The sequence below is a fragment of the Euryarchaeota archaeon genome, assembly GCA_016207515.1.
Taxonomy (GTDB): domain Archaea; phylum Thermoplasmatota; class SW-10-69-26; order JACQPN01; family JACQPN01; genus JACQPN01.
Genome location: JACQPN010000021.1, coordinates 23,537 through 42,195 on the forward strand (window position 1 = coordinate 23,537; position 18,659 = coordinate 42,195).

The following is an 18,659-nucleotide window of genomic DNA, read 5'->3' on the forward strand; positions in this document are numbered from 1 at the left end:
AGGAAGCGGCTTCCACTTTAGCCGCCGGGAGCCGGTGGCCTAGAGGCTGCAAGACATGAGCAAACGTTCAAGCAAGGGCACTTATGCGAAGATTCTGGCGACCGTCCTCATCGGAGGCGTTTTGGCAGGGCTTGGGCCCCTCGCGGCCGCCGACGTGGACACGACAGCACCAGTCACTACCTCAAGCGTCAGCGGTACACAGCACTCAAGCGGCTGGTACACGTCGAACGCCGTCGTGACCCTTTCCGCCACGGACGACATCTCCGGCGTCAAGGCCACTTACTACAGGTGGAACGGCGGGAACAGGATCGGTTACAACCCGACGACGGGCCTCAACGTGCCCGCTGAAGGCACGACGGTCATCACCTACTGGTCCGAAGACAACGCGGGGAACGCGGAATCCACGCAGACACTCACGATCCGCGTGGACAAGATAGCGCCTGCGGTCGCCGTCACGTCCCCCGAAGCGGTCGCCGCGGACACGGCGGTCGCCGAGCCGGGCGTCATCCACTTCGCCGTGAGCGCGAGCGATGCGCCGGGAAGCGGCATCGTGCAGGTAAAGATGTACTTGGACGGCGTACTCGTGAAGGTGGACAATTCCGCGAGCGGCCCGTACTTCTATGACTGGAACGCAACGACCTCGGGACCCGGCAGGCACAGCTTCGTGGCGCGGGCCACGGACGCGGTCGGCCGCTCGGCGGAATCCTCGATCTCGGTGATCGTCTCCGTCGGAACCATAGGATAGGTCACGAGAGTGAGGGGGGAGGTGCCTCCTCATCTTCCTTTCTTGTTTTCACGTGTCTTAGCGACTCGCTATGCAACTTCCGCGATGCCCATGTCTCCCTTAGCGAGGCGAAGCGCGACTCGCCCCACGTCGTCCCGGAAAGCGAAAGTTTTAAACGACGCCGCTCCTTAGCGGGTGCGTCGGGCCCAAGGCCCGGTCAGACTGGTTCAAAGGCGGCCTTGGCCGCCCACGACTAGAGGGAGATAACATGAACGGGAGCAACGTTGGTCAGTCCAGGCTAGGCCTGGCGATGGTTGGATTGTTGATCGCATCTGCGTTCGGCGCGGGTTGGGTCGTCCCGGTCACGGCGACGCACGGCGTCGGGACGATCACCGCATGCCCGGCCGCAGCGCCCGGCTGCGATTACACGAGCATACAGGCAGCCATCGACCACGCCAACGCAGGCGACACGGTCGAAGTCGCGGCAGGCGTCTACTCGGAATCCCTCGTTGTTGACACGGACTTCCTTACTCTCAAGGGCGCCACCGGCGACCCCGCGCATGTGGTCGTGCAGAACACCGCGGAGATTGTGTTGTTTGTACGTGCCGATCAGTTCACTCTCCGGGACATCACGATACGAGCCGAGGGCGCGCCGAGCGGACCTGGAAACGGCGAACCCTACGCCGTACGGGTCGGGAGCGGCGCCACTGCCGGCTTCACGGCGGTAAACGCTGTCCTCGTGGGGGCAAAAACGGCCCTCGGGATATTCGGGGACGGTCTTCCCAGCGGGTTCGACGGCGTGACCGTGACCGACAGCAGGCTCACCGTCACCCAAGAGACGACCGGATTTGCGTTCAACGGCGACGGCGTCCGAGACGTACTCGTCACCGGCACGACCATCACGGGCGGCAAGGCCAACGTCTATTTCGAGGACGATTCGACCGCGGACATCGCCCTCAACAACAACACCTACGTGGGCGGCACGTGGGCGCTCTACGCGTCGAGTTCCGTACAAGGCGCGCAGATCGATGCGCGGTTCAACGACTGGGGCGCGTACACGCGCTCGGGCGTCGACGCGCGCATGTCGAACAACGGTGTGGCCACGACCGTGGATTCGACGTGCTTCTCCGATGGCCTCGGGAGCTGGCTCGAATGCGCGATACCTGTGCACAACGCCGCAACCGGGCAGGGGTACTGGACGATCCAGGATGCCATTTCAGCCGCATCCACAGGGGACACGATCCTCCTCGGACCCGGGACTTACTTGGGTGGCCTCACCATGGACAAGGCTCTGACGCTGTGCCAAGGGAACGCGGAGAACACCGGCTGCGGTTCCGACCCGGCGGACGTCGTGATCGACGGCAATGGCGCCATCTACACGATCTGGGTTTCCGCCGACGACGTCACCATCGAGGGCGTCACTGTGCAGAACCCGTCCCTCACGACAGTGGACCAGGATTGGGGCGCCGTGGATCCGAGCCTCATCGTGGTCTACGCCGACCGCTTCACGCTACGCAACGCGATACTCCAGGATCCCGCGTCGCGACTTCTTGCGGGTGAAAGCCGTTGGCACACGGTGGGAGTGAACATCGGCACGGGAAGCGATGACACGACTGTCGAGGACGTATTGATCCGGAACATGCCGGATTCGCTCGGGCCGGACGGGACCTGTTTCAGGCTCCCGTGCCGGACGACAGGCGTGTTCGATTGGAGCGGTGGGGCCGGCTTGAGCGTCGTCGATTCCACGATAGTGATGCCGGCCGGCGACTTGCAGGACCTTGCCGTGCGAAGCGTCGGCATCGGGGCCGGCGTCATGACAGGGGCGCTCGTGAGCGGCAACACGATCACGCTCGCGGACGGAGCGGCCCCCGGCGGCCTCTATGGCGTCTTTGGGGAGTTCGGCGCGTCCGAGTTCTCCGGCAATACCTTCGAAAGGGGCCGCCACGGTCTCTTCCTGAGAACGAACCCGACCGGAGACAACATCGTCTCCGGAAACACGTTCCGGACGAACTCCGAAGGCGTCCGGAACTACCCGGGCGGCACGCAGATCCTCGCCAATTCCTTCGATGGCAACGCCCGTTCGATTGTCTTGGCCGGGGCGCAGTCCAACGGCGGAAGCTCCCTTGGTATCGCCATCAACGAGAACATGTTCCAGAACAACCAGTACGCGCTTTCCCTCCTTTCCCAATTGTCTGGTGCCTCGGTGGACGCGCGCGAGAACGATTGGGGGGTGTACAATCGGAGCCAGATAGCATTGTTCGTGGATGACGCGGGCACGGGCAACGACGTGGATGTCTCCTGCTTCATCGACTCGGACCACGTGAGTACCGTCTGCCCGCCAACGCCTGATTTCTCGTTCGCCCCCGTTTCGCCGAAATGGGACGCGAACGTGCAGTTCAGCGACGCTTCCGCGTCCGGTGGCCGCGACCTCAACAGCTGGACGTGGTCGTTCAGCGACGGCGGCACGGCGTCCGGTCAGAGCGTCGGCCACGTGTTCGCCGCTTCCGGGACGTTCACGGCGACCTTGACGGTCACCGATGAGGAAGGTTATTCCGGATCGGTCACGAAACCCGTGACCGTTTGGAACACGGCTCCCGTGTTCGCGGCCCCGGCCGCGCAGACGGTGATGGAAGGATCCCAGATCGTGACCTGGATAACGGGTTCTGATGCCGATGGGGATCGCGTGACCTATTCGGCGACGGGGCTCCCCTCGGGCGCGATGCTCGTGCACAGCTCGTCCGGGAACAATTCGGCGTACGTCGCATGGACCCCCGGTTACGCAGCCTCCGGCGACTACACGGTGACGATCAGTGCGACCGACGGGGACCTGTCGGCGCCTAGCGCTGCGTTGGTGATCCACGTCCTGGACCATTCGGACCACACGGCCCCCGTGACCGTGTCGTCGGTGAGCGGGACCCAGGCGCCGAGCGGTTGGTACACGTCGACCGCGACCGTGGCCTTGACCGTCAGCGATGCCGGGGGGTCGGGGCTTTTGGCCACGTACTACCGGTTGAACGGCGGCGCGAGGATCGGGTATAATCCGGCGGCGAAGATCGGGGTGCCGACCGAAGGGACGACCGTGGTCAGTTTCTGGTCGGAAGACCGGAATGGTAACGTCGAGGCGACGCAGACCGTGACGGTCCGCGTGGACAAGAGCGGCCCCTCGGTCGCCATCACGTCGCCCGCGGGCCTCTTGGGCACGGATACCGCGCTCTCGAACGGTGGGAACGTGAACTTCACCGTGAGCACCAGCGACGGCGTCGGGAGCGGTGTGGTGCAGGTCAAGATGTTCCTCGACGGCGTGCTCGTGAAGGTGGACACGACCGGTGGTCCCTACTACTACAATTGGGACGCGACGGGCGCATCGCTTGGAAGACACACGTTCATGGTGAGAGCCACGGACGGCGTCGGTTTCTCCGCAGAGACGACGAGGGCCGTACTGAAGATCGGTTGAGCCGCGGACCAAGCATCTAGGGGGGCCGAGGCCCCCCTCTTTATCCTTTTTCGTTGAAGCGTCGCCGCTTCGTGGGGCGATGTTCGGTTTTTCCCAACCATCCTCCGTGGGTTTATACCTCGGCGGGTCCAATCACGCGGCAGGTGATACATTGTCAAAGACCGTGTTGTTGATCGCTTTCTTCGTCCTTGGAATGTCGGTGCCTGCCGCCCCCGGAGCGCTGCAGAACGCGTTGGCGCAGACAATCGTGAGCCACGAGGAGGGCTTCGTCGTGGACGGCGTGACGCTGGCGCCGATCACCGGCGCTCTCGTGACCTTCTACAAGACCGATCCCACGACCGGCGCCTCGCAGCCCGCCGGCACGGGCACGACCGATGCCGCCGGGAAGTATTACGTCCTCCTTTCTGCGGACAATTACCGCCGCGTCGTCTCGGCGCAAGGCTACCAGGAGTCGGCGTATCCGGGCCAATACGGCCAGACCTCGGCCCACCAACACGACATCGAACTCGTCTCCGCGGCCGCCGGATCTGAACTGCGGGGAAAGCTCTACGACGCGACTTCCGGTTCGCCGCTTGAGAACGTCTCCGTGGACATCCATGGCACGCGCCATCGGGATTTCAAGACCAATTTTTCCGCTACCTCCGAGTACGTTGTTAGGCTTCCCGGCCCGGACGATTACGTTGTTCGTTTCTCGAAGCCTTCCTTCGTCGACTTCGGCCTCGAATACACGGTCGCCGAAGCCGGTTCCAGCGGCGTACAGAGCATCCCGCTCATGCCACGTTCCGAACCGTGGGGTTGGGTGTCCGTCAGCGTCTACACGGTATCCGGTGACCGGCCCGTCGGCGTCGATGTCACTTTCAGCTCCAAGGACCGATCATGGTCCTTCGTCGCCCCCACGGGCTCGTCGGGGACGGTTTCGGCCGTAGCCTTCGAAGGCGCAATAGCAGCTGAAGTCGCCGACCCGCGATACGGCGACGGGTCCGCTTCCGGAAACGTCGTCGCCGGATCAAACAATGGACTCAAGATCGTCCTCGGCGGTTCGGGAAGCGGCGAGAAGGCGCGCGTGGAAGGCCGCGTCATCGACGAAGCTGGAAACGTCGTCGGCGGTGCGGCGGTGCGTCTCAACAACGAATACGTCTACTACGCGGCGACGGAAGGAAAGGCCGCCGAGCCGGTGGCGTCCTCGCCCGATTCGCCCGCGTCCACCTCCGTCATGCGCGCTTACCCCTGTTGCGATTACGAGTACCAGGAGACGACGACGGACTCCGACGGGACCTTCGGCTTCTCGACCTACGCCGGAAACAAGCGCATCTCGGTCGAGGCGCGCGGTTTCGGATACGCGAACCGCCTCGTTACCGTCTCCGGCGGCGAGACCGCGCGGGCCGATTTCACGCTCGAAAAAGTCCCAGGCTACACGGTGAAGGTCACCGGGGCCGTAATCGACGCTAACACCGGCAAGCCAGTGAGCGGTGCGTCCGTCAACGTGGAGAACGTCGAGTGGTCGCGCTACAACTACACGACGACCGATCCGCAGGGCCGCTTCATGGTGATGACGATGCCCGGTTACACGAACGTCGTGGTCCGGGTCGACCAGTACTGCTGCGTTGTGTACGCCTCCGAGGGAACCGCTGAAGGATCGGGCGGCTCGAGTTCGGGAAGCGGCGGCACCGCCTCCGATCCGGTGGCGTCGAACAGCACCGAATCGAGCACGGCGGGACCCGCCGTGGCAAGTCCATTGGTGCCATCCCGCGATTCGAAAGGGCCCGAATACTACACCTACGTCACGTCCTTCGAGTCAAACGACGGCGACACTGTGACCCTCGACATCAAGCTCAAGCCAAAACCCGAGCCCGATTCGAAGATAATCGGCTACGTCGTAGACTCGAAGACGAACCAGGCCATCCCCGGTGCCTACGTATACGTCCAGAACGAGGACACGGGCGACTGGGGCTACGCTAGCACCGACGAGAACGGCTCGTTCATCTTCACGGTGAGGGCGGGCCACCATCTCGTCGGAGCGAGCGCTGAAGGGCATTTCCAACGCATGGTCGCCGTCGACGTCGGATCAAAGGACGTCCAGCGCGTGGATCTCATACTCGTCGCCGGCGAGCAGAAGTACGCGCCCTACGAGGAGCACTACTACAAGTGCCCGCCCGACGCCGATTGTGCGGCGCCGATGATGGAAGCGAGCGATTCGCAAGCACCTTCCTCGTACTCTACGGGAGGGTCGCAGGCGTCGTCCGTCGGAAGGTCCACCGCCTTCGCCGGTAACGATGGCCAGGCGTCCTACAGCGGCAAGGGCGGCCTGCCGAAGTACGGCGAGAAGATCGACCTCGATGAATTGCGGGAGAAGTGCACGGCAGGGATACTCGAGTGCAGGTCCGTCCCGGGCCCGGAGATCGCCCTCGTCGCTGTCGGCGTCTTGGGCGCGGTGGCAGTGCTACGATCAAGGAGGAAGTGAGCGGTGCATCGCCGCGCGCGGGTGCGCCCACCCGACGCAGCCCGCGCGTGGCTCGGTTTCTTCCTCGTGATTATCCCTGTGGCCGGTTGCGTCGATCAAACCTCTAAGATTTCCCCCATCTGCGTGGGCGGGTTGGACGAGGGGACTGGCATGGACATCGTTTCCAGCACGTCGATCCAAAACGTTTCGCAGGGGGAGTGGCTTCGAATAGGCGGCGACGAATACATGCTCCCTCGGCTAAACTTGTATGTCTACTCGGGGCCCTTGGAGACGTTCTCCTTCAACATCGGACTTGCGCCCGCAGGAGCCCGTCTCCTGGCGCGCGATAACGGGACTTCGGAGATCTGGGTCAACGTGCAGGTGACAATTGATGACGTGGTCTTGGGCGAGGGTGAGGAGGCGGTCCTGAAACTCCAATCGGAAAAGACCTTACGGGCCGGCGGCTATGTTTTGCACGCATGCATTGAAAAGGTTGTCGGGCCCTTCGTGCTGAACGGTCCGCCACCGCGGCACTTTGCCTTGGCGACCAAAGAACTGAACCTGACGTTCATGCCCTACACGGATTAGGCCGTGACCATGTCGAACGTCCTCGACTTACAGGCAGGACATTCCAAAACAAGAAGCTCCGTCCGCTCCCTAATGACCGTGAGCGGGGAGTGCCCGCAAGTCGGACATGACTTGCTGGGCCCTCTCCCCTCGCGTGCCTTCTGTTTCGCCTCCGCGTGAACGTGAGCCGTTCGAGCTTTCGCTTCCAATTCTTGCGACGCTCCAAACGATTGTGCATTTGGCGGCTAATAGAGACTCCTTGTCACACCTGGTGGTGACAAAGAAGGAAAACAGCGCCTTTTCGAATTCCGGGGGAGCGGGATTTGACAGGTAAGCGCCGGACCAGACCGGGTGCCGGTCCCCGACAAATATCAAGGGGACTTCGCGAAGCGTACTTGAGCTTGAAGCGCCAATGGCAATCCCCATGCACCTCCCGCTCGAACTCGCATCCGCATGGCTTAGCCACAGGTGTGAGACGCACAAATGCGACTACAAGGAGTGTGGTGCCAGCGACGAGCTTGCCGTCCTCGGCATGACGACTACGCTCGGGGCGGCCGCGGGTAGCTTCGTCTGGAGGCGTCAGGGAGCGGTCGTAGGGTGGTTGGCCGGGCTCGGGGTGGGCATGTGGATCAACTATCTCGCCGATTACGTTCCGACGGAGGACCCGGTCGGCGAGGCGACATCGAGGGCGTTCTTATCGGTCTCTCCGCCTGAGCTATCGAACCTTGCGCGCATGGCACGAAGATTCGCCGCCGCCCGGCGAAAGGCGGCGATCCATGTCCGGCCTAGACCGGTTCATTGCGTCGTGGCCCCAGATCCTCACATGAGTCCCGTAACCGTTCCATCCGCGAGGAGATCCATGTTCTGCGCCGCCGGGGATTTTCCAAGCCCCGGCATCCTCACGACGTCGCCCGCCATCACGACGAGAAAGCCCGCTCCGGCCGACGGGTAGAGGTCCCTGATGTTCAGTGTCCACCCCTTGGGCCGGCCTTTGAGCTTCGGGTCGTCGCTGAGGCTGTACTGCGTCTTCGCGATGCAGATTGGGAGGTGCGCGAGGCCTAGCTTGTTGATTACACGTATTGATTGCTCGGCCTTGTAATCGTATTCGACCGTCGCCGCGCCGTAGATTCGCGTCGCGACGGCCTCGATCTTCGATTTCACGTCCTCCCGGTTGCTGTACATGTAGTGGACCTTCGTGGGTCGCGTCGCTGCGTCCGCGACCAACTTTGCAAGCTCAAGTCCACCGGCGCTGCCTTTCGTGTAGAACTCGGCAAGCGCGGCCGGAACGTTCAGGGCTGCGCAATGGGCGAGGACGGCATTGAGCTCGGCTTCCGTGTCGAATGGGAACCGGTTCACCGCGACGACCGGGTTGAGGCCGAACTGGCGGACGTTCTCCAAGTGTTTGTCGAGGTTCGCGAGGCCCACCTGCAACGCTTGCAAGTCCTCGCGCTGGAGCGCCTCCCCATCCAGGCCACCGTGCGCTTTGAGCGCTCTCACCGTCGCGACCATCACCGCGCACGTCGGTTCGAGCCCGCGATCCCTTGCGAAGATGTGGATGAACTTCTCCGCCCCGAGATCCGCGCCGAACCCCGCCTCCGTCACGGTGAACTCGGCGAGCCTTCTTGCGAGCCTCGCGGCCGTGACGCTGCTCGTGCCGTGGGCGATGTTCGCGAAAGGCCCGCCATGGACCAAGGCCGCCGTGCCTTCGCTCGTCTGGACGAGGTTCGGGCGAAGCGCGTCCTTTAGAAGGACCGCCATGGCGCCCGAGGCCCTTAGGTCGCCCGCGTGGACGGCGCCGCCCGAATGGTCGGTGCCGACGATGATGCGGTCGAGTCTCGCTTTGAGGTCGGATACGCCCTCGGCGAGGCACAGTATCGCCATGACCTCGCTAGCGGCGGTGATTATGAATCCGTCTTGGCGCGGGATGCCGTGGGACTTCCCGCCGAGCCCGATGACGATCTCCCGGAGCGCCCGGTCGTTCATGTCGATCGCGCGCCGGTACGATAGTTGCGTCTGGTCGATCCGGAGTTCGTTCCCGTTGTGCATGTGCGCATCGACCATCGCCGCCAAGAGGTTGTGCGCGGCCGTCACCGCGTGCTTGTCCCCCGTGAAGTGCAGGTTGATGTCGGCGCTCGGTCGGACGCTTGACATGCCGCCGCCAGTGGCGCCGCCCTTTATCCCGAACACGGGCCCGAGGGACGGCTCCCGCAGGCTCACGACGGAAGTGTGGCCGATGGCGTTCAAGGCCATCGAGAGGCCGATGCTCGTCGTGGTCTTCCCTTCCCCGAACTGGGTCGGCGTCATCGCCGTGACGAGGACCAGGCTTCCCTCGGGGCGGTCCCTCAACCGATCAAGGCTCGAAAGCGAGACCTTCGCTTTGTGGTCGCCGTAGAGCTCTAGTTCATCGTCTTTCAGTCCGATCGCGTGGGCGACTTCCCTGATCGGTCTCAGCGGCGGATCACCCAAGGCGCCTTCATGGCATTCCACGCAACAGTCTGATGCCGTAAATAAGGAATCGGTAGGTACATCGGTAGTCGAAACGCGCCGGCCCGCGTGTCAGCCCGTATGGATCGAGAAACATGGCACTTCCTGATAGTTTACCGTGGGTTTCATGAGGCCGCGCGGGCTCTAGGCGACGTGGAGATTCTTGAGGACCGGGAACGCCGGAAGGCCCTCGTCGAATCCCTCAGAAGTCGGGGGCATCTTCGTTCCGAAGCCGTGGCCGATGCGATGCTACGCGTCGAGCGGCACAGGTTCCTTCCGCCTTCCCTAGCGTCCCAGGCGTACGACGACAAGCCGCTGGAGATCGGCGAAGGCCAGACGATATCCGCTCCCCACATGGTCGTGATAATGGCGGAGGCCGCGAAGGTGGCGCCGGGGCAGAGACTCCTGGAGATCGGCGGCGGCTCCGGCTACATGGCGGCAATACTCAGCGATCTCGCCTACCCCGCGGGGAAGGTATACACGGTCGAGAAGTCCGAACCCCTGGCGCGCACCCTTCTCGACACCGTTACGCGCCTTGGCCTAAGGCCCGGCGTCGAGGTCTACATGGGCGATGGGAGCCAGGGGATATCCGAAAAGGCTCCGTTCGATCGCATCATCGTGTCATGCGCGGCCGCGAAGATACCGCCCGAACTCGAAAACCAGCTCGCGCCCGGCGGGATACTTCTCGTGCCCCTCGGAGGACACGGCGGCCAGAAGCTCATCCGCATCACCTTCGCCAACGGAAAAAGGAAGACGGAGGACCTCGGAGGATGCATGTTCGTGCCCATGGTGTGGGGAGGACGGGCGCCGATGCGCATGGGTTGAGCCGACGGCTCAGCTGAAAAACGCGTCAAGGCTCTTTTGAGGCTTCTTCCCTGCGGCCGCGGTCATTTTTCCAACCGTCCCCCTCACCCTCTCCTCGTTGAACGCGTGCTCGTTCACGAGTATGTCTACGACCTTCGCCTCGTCCACGGCCTTCCATTCGAACGTGGTCTTGTCCCACTCTTGTGGGGACAGGAATATGGCCCGGATCTCTTGCACCGTCTCCTTCTCTATGTCGCCCTTCAGTAGGTCGGTCACGTTCTTACCTTGTGTGACCGCTTTCAACGCCTTCTTTGCGCCGTAGCCGTGCACACCTTCGTTGAAGTCGGTCCCGCATAGGAGGGCGACGTCGATGAGTTGTTCCCTGGTCACCCCGAGTGCCTTGAGTAGGGGCGCGGCCTCGACGATCTCCGGCGACACGTCGGTCCATGCTTGGCGGCCGGGGAGTTTCCGCCTGCCTGAAAGCGTCAGGTTCCGAAGGAGCCGAGGGGCGCCGCACAGGAGGGAATCGTAGTCTTGCGACGCCGCCGTCCAGGCAAGACCGTCCTTGGCAAGGTTTGCCGCGAGCGCTTCGCCCTCGCCTGGTGCTTCGACGACGGGGACCCCCATCGCGGCTAGAAGTGTTCGCGCCTCCGCCGACATGTCGCGCGACAGGACCGAGGTCTGCGCCGCCTTGCTTCGCGCCCTTTCGAGGTCGCCGGCCGCGAGCGCTTCCTCCATCTCGGCCGCGGCTTTCACCTTGCGGGCCTTGCGCTCGGCGAGGGTGCGCGCTTTCAACGGGTGCGCCGGCCCGTCGAACACGTAGACCGGTTTGATGCCGTTCTCAACGAGGTTCGCGGTGCGGTAGAACAGGCCTGAAAGATGGCTTGTCACGCGGCCGTGGGAATCCTTGAGCGGGGTCCCGTCGGGGCCGCGGATGGAGGCGAGGAATTGGTAGAGGGAGTTGAATGCGTCTATGGCCACGACGCGGTTTGAGAGTTCTTCGAGTTTCACGGGCCGGAACTCGACGATGCCGGAGAGGTCGACGCCCATCGAGGGGTCATCGTCGGCCCTGGAGATAATTGTGAGGGCTTGCCGGCCTTTGGCGCAAGTTGAATCGGCATGCGGCGAGAAGCAGCGTGTCGGATTCCGTCAATCGTGTCGCCGGCAGGCGCGGTATCCCACCATGGCTGTTTCAAGGATCGACGGCGCACACGCGTCCGGTCTCGTTGTCGTAGAGAAGTCCAATGACTTCGAGGCCCTTCGGCATCAATGGGTGGCTGCGGACGAGCTGGACGCTGCATAGCACGTTCGCTTCGGCGTCCGCGAACCCGCCAAGCCACCGCTGAAAGTCGGGACGCATGACCTCGTGCAGCGGGACGTCGGTCGTCGTGGCGATGCTCTTGGCGATCCGGAACTCCCCATGGCCGACGAGCGTCATTCCGCACTTTGTGTGCCCGAGGATAGCGACGGTGCGGACACCCAGAAGGTGCACGGCCACGACCAGCGAGCGAAGGGTGCCGTCGTCAAGCACGTTGCCGGCGTTTCGGATGACCTTTGCATCGCCGTGCCTCAGGCCGAGCACCTTTTCCACGTTATGGCGGGTGTCCATGCAGGCGAGGACGGCGAGCTTCATCGCGGGAGGCGTTGCGAGCCCCTTGTCCGCGGGGTCCCAATCGGACTCCACATAACGACGGTTTCCTTCCAGCAAGGCCTTGAGGATGCGTCGAGAGGTCGGCGACGCCGATCTCCGCTGGTCAGTTGGGGCCTTGCCCGATCGCGCCGATGCCTGCCCGGGTTTCACGGGTCTCGAAATGGGCGCTAGAGTCCAAAAGGATTTGGTGGTCTGAACCACGATTCGGCGTACACGAGTTCTCTGCTCCCAAGACCACGGATCGCTCTTGCGGTCGTAACCGGGCGCCGCGGGTCGTTGCTGCACCCACGGTCGGACATCTTGTGCGTCGCCGCGGCTCGCGCGGGTGCATACCGACATCCTCGAGCACGGGGTCAGAGTTCGTGGGCCTTCTCCGGGTTCTTCCACACCTTTCGGAAAGTCGCGATTGCCGTCCACTCGCGTCGGAACAACGCAAGCTCCAGGCCGATGAGGCCGAAATAGATCACGGTCACCCATTCGCGGACAGGCGCTCCAGTGCCCAAGACCGACGGCACGATCCCCAAGAGGTACGGGTCGAGCACGGGGTCAAGAAGCTGTATGAACCATAGCGTGAAGAGCAGCGCGCCTTCCCACCAGATGAAGCGCATCTTCATGAGGCAGGCGACGGCGAAGAGGCCCTGGGCCGCGGTGAGCAATATCTCTACGTTCTGGTGGGCGTCAAAGGCCATGAGTTGAAAGCCCTTTCCGGCGAGGATGCTCGTGCCTTGGAACACGAGTGGGATCATGGCGATGAGGAGCGTCCACTGGTTGATCTTTGCGGAAAGCAGGTTCACGAAGGCGACTTTTCCGCGCCCGGTCCTGCTCCAGTAGGTGGCGGTGATGAACTCGGGGGATTCGGAGAGGAGCGGGGCGATCCACTGTACCAGGACGTACGCCGACAGGCCCAAAATGACGGCGAACTCCAGCATGTTGTGGTAGAACGGCTCGACGGCCAGGAGAAGCAACAGCCCCCCGACGAAAAGCGACGTGAGGGCGAAGGTCTTCTGGAACCGGCGCGACTGGCCCATGACGTGTTTCGGTACTCCCCGGAGGTGTTCTTTCTCCTCCTCGCCGACGGGCGGGATGCGGCGCAAGACCCAGAGGTAGGTCACGTAGATCGCCACAAGGACCACCGTGTCGAGAAGGGTGATCGTGTGCTGGAAGAAGAAGACCAGCGAATAGAGGGACGGGATGAGGAGGAAGACAATCTCTACGCTGTTCTCCGCATCTAACCGCATCTCGCGGGCGTTTCCGCCGGTCTTGCGCGCCCGCATCACCGTGAGGAAGAACACGAGCGGCAGCGCGAGACCGACAAGGATCCTGTTCGCTCCCGTGAAGTTCGCCGTCACGTATACGAGTTGCGACGGGTCGAGGGCAGCGTTCTTGGCGATGACGGCCTCGACCGCGAATTCAGGGAGCACCTGCAAGAGGGCCAGGACGGCCAACGCCATGCCGCGGGAGACGAAGAACGAGGCGACTTCTGTGGCCCAGGCGATGAGGAACGTCGCGCTTATCACGGCTGGGAACGGCCAGAGTTTGTCGAGCATGCCTAGGGCGGGACCGTCGAGGGCCGCGAGGGGGGGCCAATGTAACCTCATCGCTCGCGCTCTTCCCTCAGGCTAGTCGCCACGCAAGGGGGATGAACGAACACGGCTTATAGGTGACGTAGGGGCAGCGGGAACGCCCTCGCCAGAGTACGTACTTAAGCGCACTTGGCTCCGAGCTCGGGATCGCGGCGTCGCGCGACCGCAGAGAAGGCGACACGGAGCGCACCGTCGATCGGGACGAAATGCACGGTGAACCCGTTCTCGGTATCCGACGGTGGCGAATAGGCCTCGAACATGCTAGCCGTCGCTCCTGTGGGCCTTACTGTGAAATCTCCAAATATATTTATATCGACGAGGAGAGAATGACCCCATCGCTGGAATTCTCGGATTCTACGGTGTAACGATCGGCCAATCAGGGTGCGCTGGATGAGCAAGGAAGACAAGCGTGGGGAGAAACGGACTGGCAGAGTGGCAGACAGCATCAGCGAGGCGACCGGGGACCCCCGCGTGCGGAACATGAGCGACGAAGAACTCGCCGCATACGTCAAGGAGAACTTCTCGGAGCGGGAAGCAGAACTCTCGCGCCTTGAACGCCAGATGAAGGCCCAGACGACCGAGGTCTCCGAACTGCAGGCCGTCGTGAAGGCCTACGAGGACAAGTTCAACCAGATCAAGGAGCCACCACTTCTTTCGGGCTACGTGCTGCGCCTACACGGCGACGACCTGGGACAACGCGAGGTCTCCGTGGCGAACGGCACCCAAGTGCTCAAGGTCAACACCGGAAACCTCGAAAAAAACGACTTGGAGCAGGGCCAGTACGTGTGGCTCCACCCGAAGACGTTCGCGATCATCGCGGGAAGCCAGCATCACGAGCAGGGGATCGTCGGGAAAGTCGTCGAAGTGATGGGCGGGAAGATCGTCATCAGCCTCGGCGACGGGTTCGAGAAGAAGGTCGTCGAACTCGACCCCGCGGTCGCAGAGGACATCAAGATCGGCTACGAGGTGTCGCTTCTCCCGCCCACCCTTGAGATACTCGAGGTGCGGCCGTCCTCGGAGATCCGCGACCTGTTCCTCGGCGAAAAACCGAACGTGCGCTATGCGCAGATAGGCGGCCTCGAAGAGGTCCTCGAACGCATCCGCGACGTCGTCGAACTCCCGTACAAGGAACCGGAGCTATTCAAGAAGATCCGTTTGAAGGCGCCACGAGGGGTCCTCCTCTACGGTCCGCCCGGGTGCGGAAAGACGCTCATCGGGAAGGCCGTCGCCACCGAGAACGATTTCACTTTCTTCAACGTGAAAGTCGCCGACATCCTCTCGAAATGGGTCGGCGAATCGGAGAACATGATCAAGGCCATCTTCAGGAAGGCCCGTGAGAACGCGCCGAGCATCATCTTCTTCGACGAGTTCGACGCCCTCGGGACGACCCGGGGCCAACAGGACACGGCTGGTGTGCACAAGAACATCATCGCGCAGATACTCTCCGAGATGGACGGCATCGTCGCTTTGAACGACGTCTACGTCTTCGGGGCGACGAACCGGCCGGACATGATAGACCCGGCGCTTCTACGCCCCGGCCGCTTCGACGAGGTCATAGAGCTACCGAGGCCGAACCGCCAAGGTGCCCGGGCAATACTAGACATCTACCTCGCCCCCGACCTGCCACTCCAGAAGGCCTACGTGGACCAGTTCGGAAGCAAGGAGAAGGCTCTCGAAGCCCTCAAGGAAAAGGTCATCTCCGAACTCTACGACGAAGACAAGTGGATCGAGTGGAAACTCGACGTGGAAGCAAAAGAGAACGTGAAGACGATCAAGAGGAAGGACATCGTCTCGGGCGCACTCATCGAATCCATCGTGACGACGGGCAAGAAGAACTACGTGAAACGCGTGCTCCAATACCCGAAAGGAAGCCCACAGCGCGACGCGGAGGGCCTCGCCCCCGAGGACCTGGTGAAGGCCGCTGAAGAGGAGTCGAAGGAGCACGCGCTCGTCGAGTCCTCGGTCTACCAGAAGCGCCAAAGGGAGCGCGCAAGGTTCAGGCCTGAAGGCGTCGAAGTGATGTAATCTCGTGACCGCACCCGCAGGGGTTCACGACGCACTCGCTCGGGAGATTTTCGCTTGCCGCCAGTGTCGCGCCGAATCATCCAATATTGCGACCGCCGAGGCTCGCCGAGACTTCGCAGAAGCCGTCGGCGCTGGCGGCGTCGGAAATCTTCGGGAGCCCCAGATTATGGACGGCCCCGATCATTGTGACATTTTGGTTGTAAGCATTAACCCCCGTCTTCACATGGGTTCGGCCCCAGTCGTAGATGAGGAAGAATACATTCGCGAAAGGGCGCGCACGGCCGCGAAGGATCCCGAGGGACCATTAGACAAATTCGTTGAGGCGGTCCAGCGGGTCCTTCCTGAGGGTTTCAGCTGGTGGAACCGCGAAAACAACACGGTTGGGAACACAAGAATCTGCAAGTGCCCCACAGCAAAGTGGACGGGGAAGTTTGCTTGGGCAGCCGAGGCTTGCGGTGATCGGTTCTTCGCGCGGGAGATTTCAATGCTGCAACCACGCGCTATCTTGATTACTGGGAAGGCCGAGTGGCAAACGATGCTTTCGGTTTTCGGAATCACGACTGACCAGTTCGAGGACACGGCAGACCTCTTACCACTGATGGGGCGGATCGACGGCCGGGACATTCGCATCGTCGCAGCGCATCATCTCACAAGAAAACTGACACTCGATCCAGTCTATTTGGAGCGGGTCAAGGCACTGCTTACGATGGCTATTTCGGCGCGGAGCTGGCCGCCTACATGACAAACGCCCAAGCTTGGTTAGCTTTCATACTCGTCGGTGGTTTCGAATTCCAAGCGCCAGGCCATCTCGCCGCCTTAAACGGTTGTAAACGCGTTCCAGGGTTTACATTTGTGGCGTTCCCTCGTAACCCTTAAGATAGGCCTCGTACACATCTTTTACAGTAGTGTAAAAAATGTTTACAACCATCTTCGGCGACACCCCGAACGCGCGTATCCTTGGGTTCCTCAAGGACCACGCCGAGTTCGACTACACGATCTCGGAGATTGCCCGTAACTCGGACGTGTCCCGCCCGACGACCTACAAGGTCGTCGACGAGTTCGTGAAGAACGGGATCCTCATCGAGACGAGGAAGGTCGGCATCAGCTCGTTTTACAAGCTCAATCTCGGGCATAACGCCGTGAAGTACTTCATGGACATGGACGAGGGGGTGCTCGCCCCTTCGCCGGGCGGCAAACAGCGTCGTCGACTCCCACAGGACAGGTCGCGGGGGCAGTCACGCTGAAAGGAAGCGTGGGGAGGAGAGCATGAGGCCGATGATCCAGGGTTCGGAGCACGAATACACGCTCTACAGCCAGAAGATGAACCCGATCGGTGTCGACCCGCACAGGTTGGCCCTTGAGATACTCCGGGGCTCCGACCTAGCGCTTCAAGGGGAATACCTGAAGGACGGTGCTCGCGCGTATTTCGACGTCGGCCACTTGGAGATCTCGACTCCGGAGGTCGACAATTTCATGGACCTCGTGCGATGGGAGAAGGCCGGTGAGAAGATCGTCGACCTCCTTCGTTTGAAACTCGAGAGCGACCACGGCGTCAAGATCAACGCGTACAAGAACAACACCGACCCGGACGGCGTCTCCTATGGGAGCCACGAGAACTACTGTGTCTCCCGTCAGTTGGCCTTCCCGGACACTTTCATCAAGAAGCTCGCCCCCCACCTCATCTCGCGGATAATCTACTGCGGGTCGGGCGACATCATCGAGCAGAAGTACGTGCTCTCGCCGTGCGCATACCTCACGAGCCAGATGGTCTCCGGAGGCAACCTCTACAACACCGGGGTGCTGCACACGCGCGACGAGCCCCACGCAGACCCGTCCCGCTTCAGGCGCCTCCACGTGATAATCGGCGACGCGTTGATGAGCGAGGTCTCCATCATGCTTCGCTCCTTCACGACCAGCATGGTGCTTCGCGGTATGGAAGAGGGCCGTTTCGAGGACGCCCCCGAATTCGCGGAGCCGCTACGTGACCTTTGGAAGATGGTGGAGACACTCGACCCTCTGAAGTGGAAGTTCGAGATGAAGGACGGCAAGAGCCAGTCTCCGATGGACGTGCAGCGCTATTATATGCGCCACGTGGAGGACATGATAGATACGCAGGAGGAGAAGGAGGCCTTCGCGCTCTGGGAATGGGTCCTTGAGAAACTCGAGAAGGGGGCGATGAAGGACCTCGCCCGCAAAGTGGAGTGGGCGGCGCGCCTTTACGAGGTGGAGCGCCAGATCGTTCTCAAGGGACGCGCGGAGAACGTGGAACTCGCCGCCGTGAAACAGTACTCGGAACTGAACGAAGGCCGCAGCCTCTACTATAAGCTGCAGAACGAAGGGAAGATCGACCGCGTCATCACGGACAAGGAGATCAAGTTCGCGATAAACAACCCGCCTCCGAACACCAGAGCCGCCGCGAGGGTCAAGATCCTCGACGAGTACGAGGCGGCGAGCGTCGATTGGGCCGAGATACGGATCATGACGGAGGACGGCGGTTCGGAGACGATAGAGCTCCCGGACCCGTACTCGACGAAGGTGCCCATATGACGCGCATGAGGATGAGAGCCTTGCAACAGGGGTCCACCGCAACGCTCAAAGGGTCACAAGCGGAATGGGATATGACGCAAGGGACGAGACACCAAAGCACGCCAGCGAGAGACTAAGATGACCGAGACAAGACTGAAGAAGAAACAGAAGAAAGACAAGACGTCCGAGGTCAAATTCGACGTCGGCGAATCGTTCGACGCCGCCTCAGCGAAGGACAAGGACTTCGACCTCGACCTCGAGGCCAGCCGGTTCCAGGGAAAGAAGGGACAGGCCGGCACGAGGAGCAAGTCGAGCGGCTGAAGCTCAGGAGCGTGACGGCGGCATTGATTCCAGTTCCGTGACGACAAACCCGCAATGGCCGCCGGCACTCGTTGCTCCGG

14 protein-coding genes are annotated in these 18,659 nt (G+C 62.2%); 10 read left to right on the forward strand and 4 right to left on the reverse strand.

The genetic code is table 11. The features are described 5' to 3' along the window. Positions 1 to 55: 55 nt before the first annotated feature. The 4 genes from HY556_08665 (at position 56) to HY556_08680 (ending at position 7,206) form a co-directional block, all read left to right on the forward strand. On the forward strand, positions 56 to 745 hold the full coding sequence (locus tag HY556_08665; GenBank protein ID MBI4393849.1) for an Ig-like domain-containing protein: 690 nt from the start codon (positions 56 to 58) through the stop codon (positions 743 to 745). Positions 746 to 1,034: 289 nt separating this feature from the next. Then, positions 1,035 to 4,178, forward strand: coding sequence for a PKD domain-containing protein (locus tag HY556_08670; protein MBI4393850.1), 3,144 nt, complete (start codon positions 1,035 to 1,037; stop codon positions 4,176 to 4,178). 151 nt (positions 4,179 to 4,329) lie between these two features. Beyond that, positions 4,330 to 6,639, forward strand: a complete 2,310-nt coding sequence (locus HY556_08675; GenBank protein MBI4393851.1) for a carboxypeptidase regulatory-like domain-containing protein — start codon at positions 4,330 to 4,332, stop codon at positions 6,637 to 6,639. Between the two features lie 132 nt (positions 6,640 to 6,771). After that, the gene (locus HY556_08680) at positions 6,772 to 7,206 is read left to right on the forward strand and encodes a hypothetical protein (protein ID MBI4393852.1); all 435 of its coding nucleotides are present in this window, start codon (positions 6,772 to 6,774) and stop codon (positions 7,204 to 7,206) included. Positions 7,207 to 8,004: 798 nt separating this feature from the next. Here the strand turns inward: HY556_08680 and HY556_08685 are convergent. Next, the gene (locus HY556_08685) at positions 8,005 to 9,672 is read right to left on the reverse strand and encodes a formate--tetrahydrofolate ligase (protein ID MBI4393853.1); all 1,668 of its coding nucleotides are present in this window, start codon (positions 9,670 to 9,672) and stop codon (positions 8,005 to 8,007) included. Positions 9,673 to 9,822: 150 nt separating this feature from the next. Here HY556_08685 and HY556_08690 point away from each other — a divergent pair, with 150 nt between their 5' ends. After that, complete coding sequence (locus HY556_08690; protein ID MBI4393854.1) at positions 9,823 to 10,494, forward strand: protein-L-isoaspartate(D-aspartate) O-methyltransferase; 672 nt, start codon at positions 9,823 to 9,825, stop codon at positions 10,492 to 10,494. A 9-nt stretch (positions 10,495 to 10,503) separates the two neighbouring features. On the opposite strand, the gene HY556_08695 is transcribed toward HY556_08690, so the two are convergent. The 3 genes from HY556_08695 to HY556_08705 all read right to left on the reverse strand — a co-directional run bounded on the left by HY556_08695 (position 10,504) and on the right by HY556_08705 (position 13,722). Continuing rightward, a complete protein-coding gene (locus tag HY556_08695) occupies positions 10,504 to 11,523 on the reverse strand; it encodes a flap endonuclease-1 (protein MBI4393855.1) in 1,020 nt (339 codons plus the stop codon). Positions 11,524 to 11,665: 142 nt separating this feature from the next. Continuing rightward, complete coding sequence (locus tag HY556_08700; GenBank protein ID MBI4393856.1) at positions 11,666 to 12,157, reverse strand: carbonic anhydrase; 492 nt, start codon at positions 12,155 to 12,157, stop codon at positions 11,666 to 11,668. A 320-nt stretch (positions 12,158 to 12,477) separates the two neighbouring features. Then, positions 12,478 to 13,722: a sodium:calcium antiporter gene (locus HY556_08705; protein ID MBI4393857.1), complete on the reverse strand. Its 1,245-nt coding sequence runs from the start codon at positions 13,720 to 13,722 to the stop codon at positions 12,478 to 12,480. Positions 13,723 to 14,097: 375 nt separating this feature from the next. Here HY556_08705 and HY556_08710 point away from each other — a divergent pair, with 375 nt between their 5' ends. The 5 genes from HY556_08710 (at position 14,098) to HY556_08730 (ending at position 18,579) form a co-directional block, all read left to right on the forward strand. Further along, on the forward strand, positions 14,098 to 15,732 hold the full coding sequence (locus HY556_08710) for an AAA family ATPase (protein ID MBI4393858.1): 1,635 nt from the start codon (positions 14,098 to 14,100) through the stop codon (positions 15,730 to 15,732). A 166-nt stretch (positions 15,733 to 15,898) separates the two neighbouring features. Beyond that, positions 15,899 to 16,474, forward strand: coding sequence for a hypothetical protein (locus tag HY556_08715; protein MBI4393859.1), 576 nt, complete (start codon positions 15,899 to 15,901; stop codon positions 16,472 to 16,474). Positions 16,475 to 16,646: 172 nt separating this feature from the next. Further along, the gene (locus HY556_08720; protein ID MBI4393860.1) at positions 16,647 to 16,976 is read left to right on the forward strand and encodes a winged helix-turn-helix transcriptional regulator; all 330 of its coding nucleotides are present in this window, start codon (positions 16,647 to 16,649) and stop codon (positions 16,974 to 16,976) included. A gap of 22 nt (positions 16,977 to 16,998) precedes the next feature. Then, positions 16,999 to 18,279, forward strand: coding sequence for a proteasome accessory factor PafA2 family protein (locus HY556_08725; protein MBI4393861.1), 1,281 nt, complete (start codon positions 16,999 to 17,001; stop codon positions 18,277 to 18,279). Between the two features lie 117 nt (positions 18,280 to 18,396). Beyond that, positions 18,397 to 18,579 carry a hypothetical protein gene (locus HY556_08730; GenBank protein MBI4393862.1) on the forward strand — a complete coding sequence of 61 codons (183 nt, stop codon included), beginning with the start codon at positions 18,397 to 18,399 and terminating at the stop codon, positions 18,577 to 18,579. The last annotated feature ends 80 nt before the right edge of the window (positions 18,580 to 18,659 follow it).

Coding starts and splice junctions, on each gene's coding strand:
- HY556_08665 (MBI4393849.1), top strand. CDS start 56: ATGAGCAAACGTTCAAGCAAGGGCACTTATGCGAAGATTCTGGCGACC.
- HY556_08670 (MBI4393850.1), top strand. CDS start 1,035: ATGGTTGGATTGTTGATCGCATCTGCGTTCGGCGCGGGTTGGGTCGTC.
- HY556_08695 (MBI4393855.1), bottom strand. CDS start 11,523: ATGGGCGTCGACCTCTCCGGCATCGTCGAGTTCCGGCCCGTGAAACTC.
- HY556_08705 (MBI4393857.1), bottom strand. CDS start 13,722: ATGAGGTTACATTGGCCCCCCCTCGCGGCCCTCGACGGTCCCGCCCTA.
- HY556_08710 (MBI4393858.1), top strand. CDS start 14,098: ATGAGCAAGGAAGACAAGCGTGGGGAGAAACGGACTGGCAGAGTGGCA.
- HY556_08715 (MBI4393859.1), top strand. CDS start 15,899: ATGGACGGCCCCGATCATTGTGACATTTTGGTTGTAAGCATTAACCCC.
- HY556_08720 (MBI4393860.1), top strand. CDS start 16,647: ATGTTTACAACCATCTTCGGCGACACCCCGAACGCGCGTATCCTTGGG.
- HY556_08725 (MBI4393861.1), top strand. CDS start 16,999: ATGAGGCCGATGATCCAGGGTTCGGAGCACGAATACACGCTCTACAGC.
- HY556_08730 (MBI4393862.1), top strand. CDS start 18,397: ATGACCGAGACAAGACTGAAGAAGAAACAGAAGAAAGACAAGACGTCC.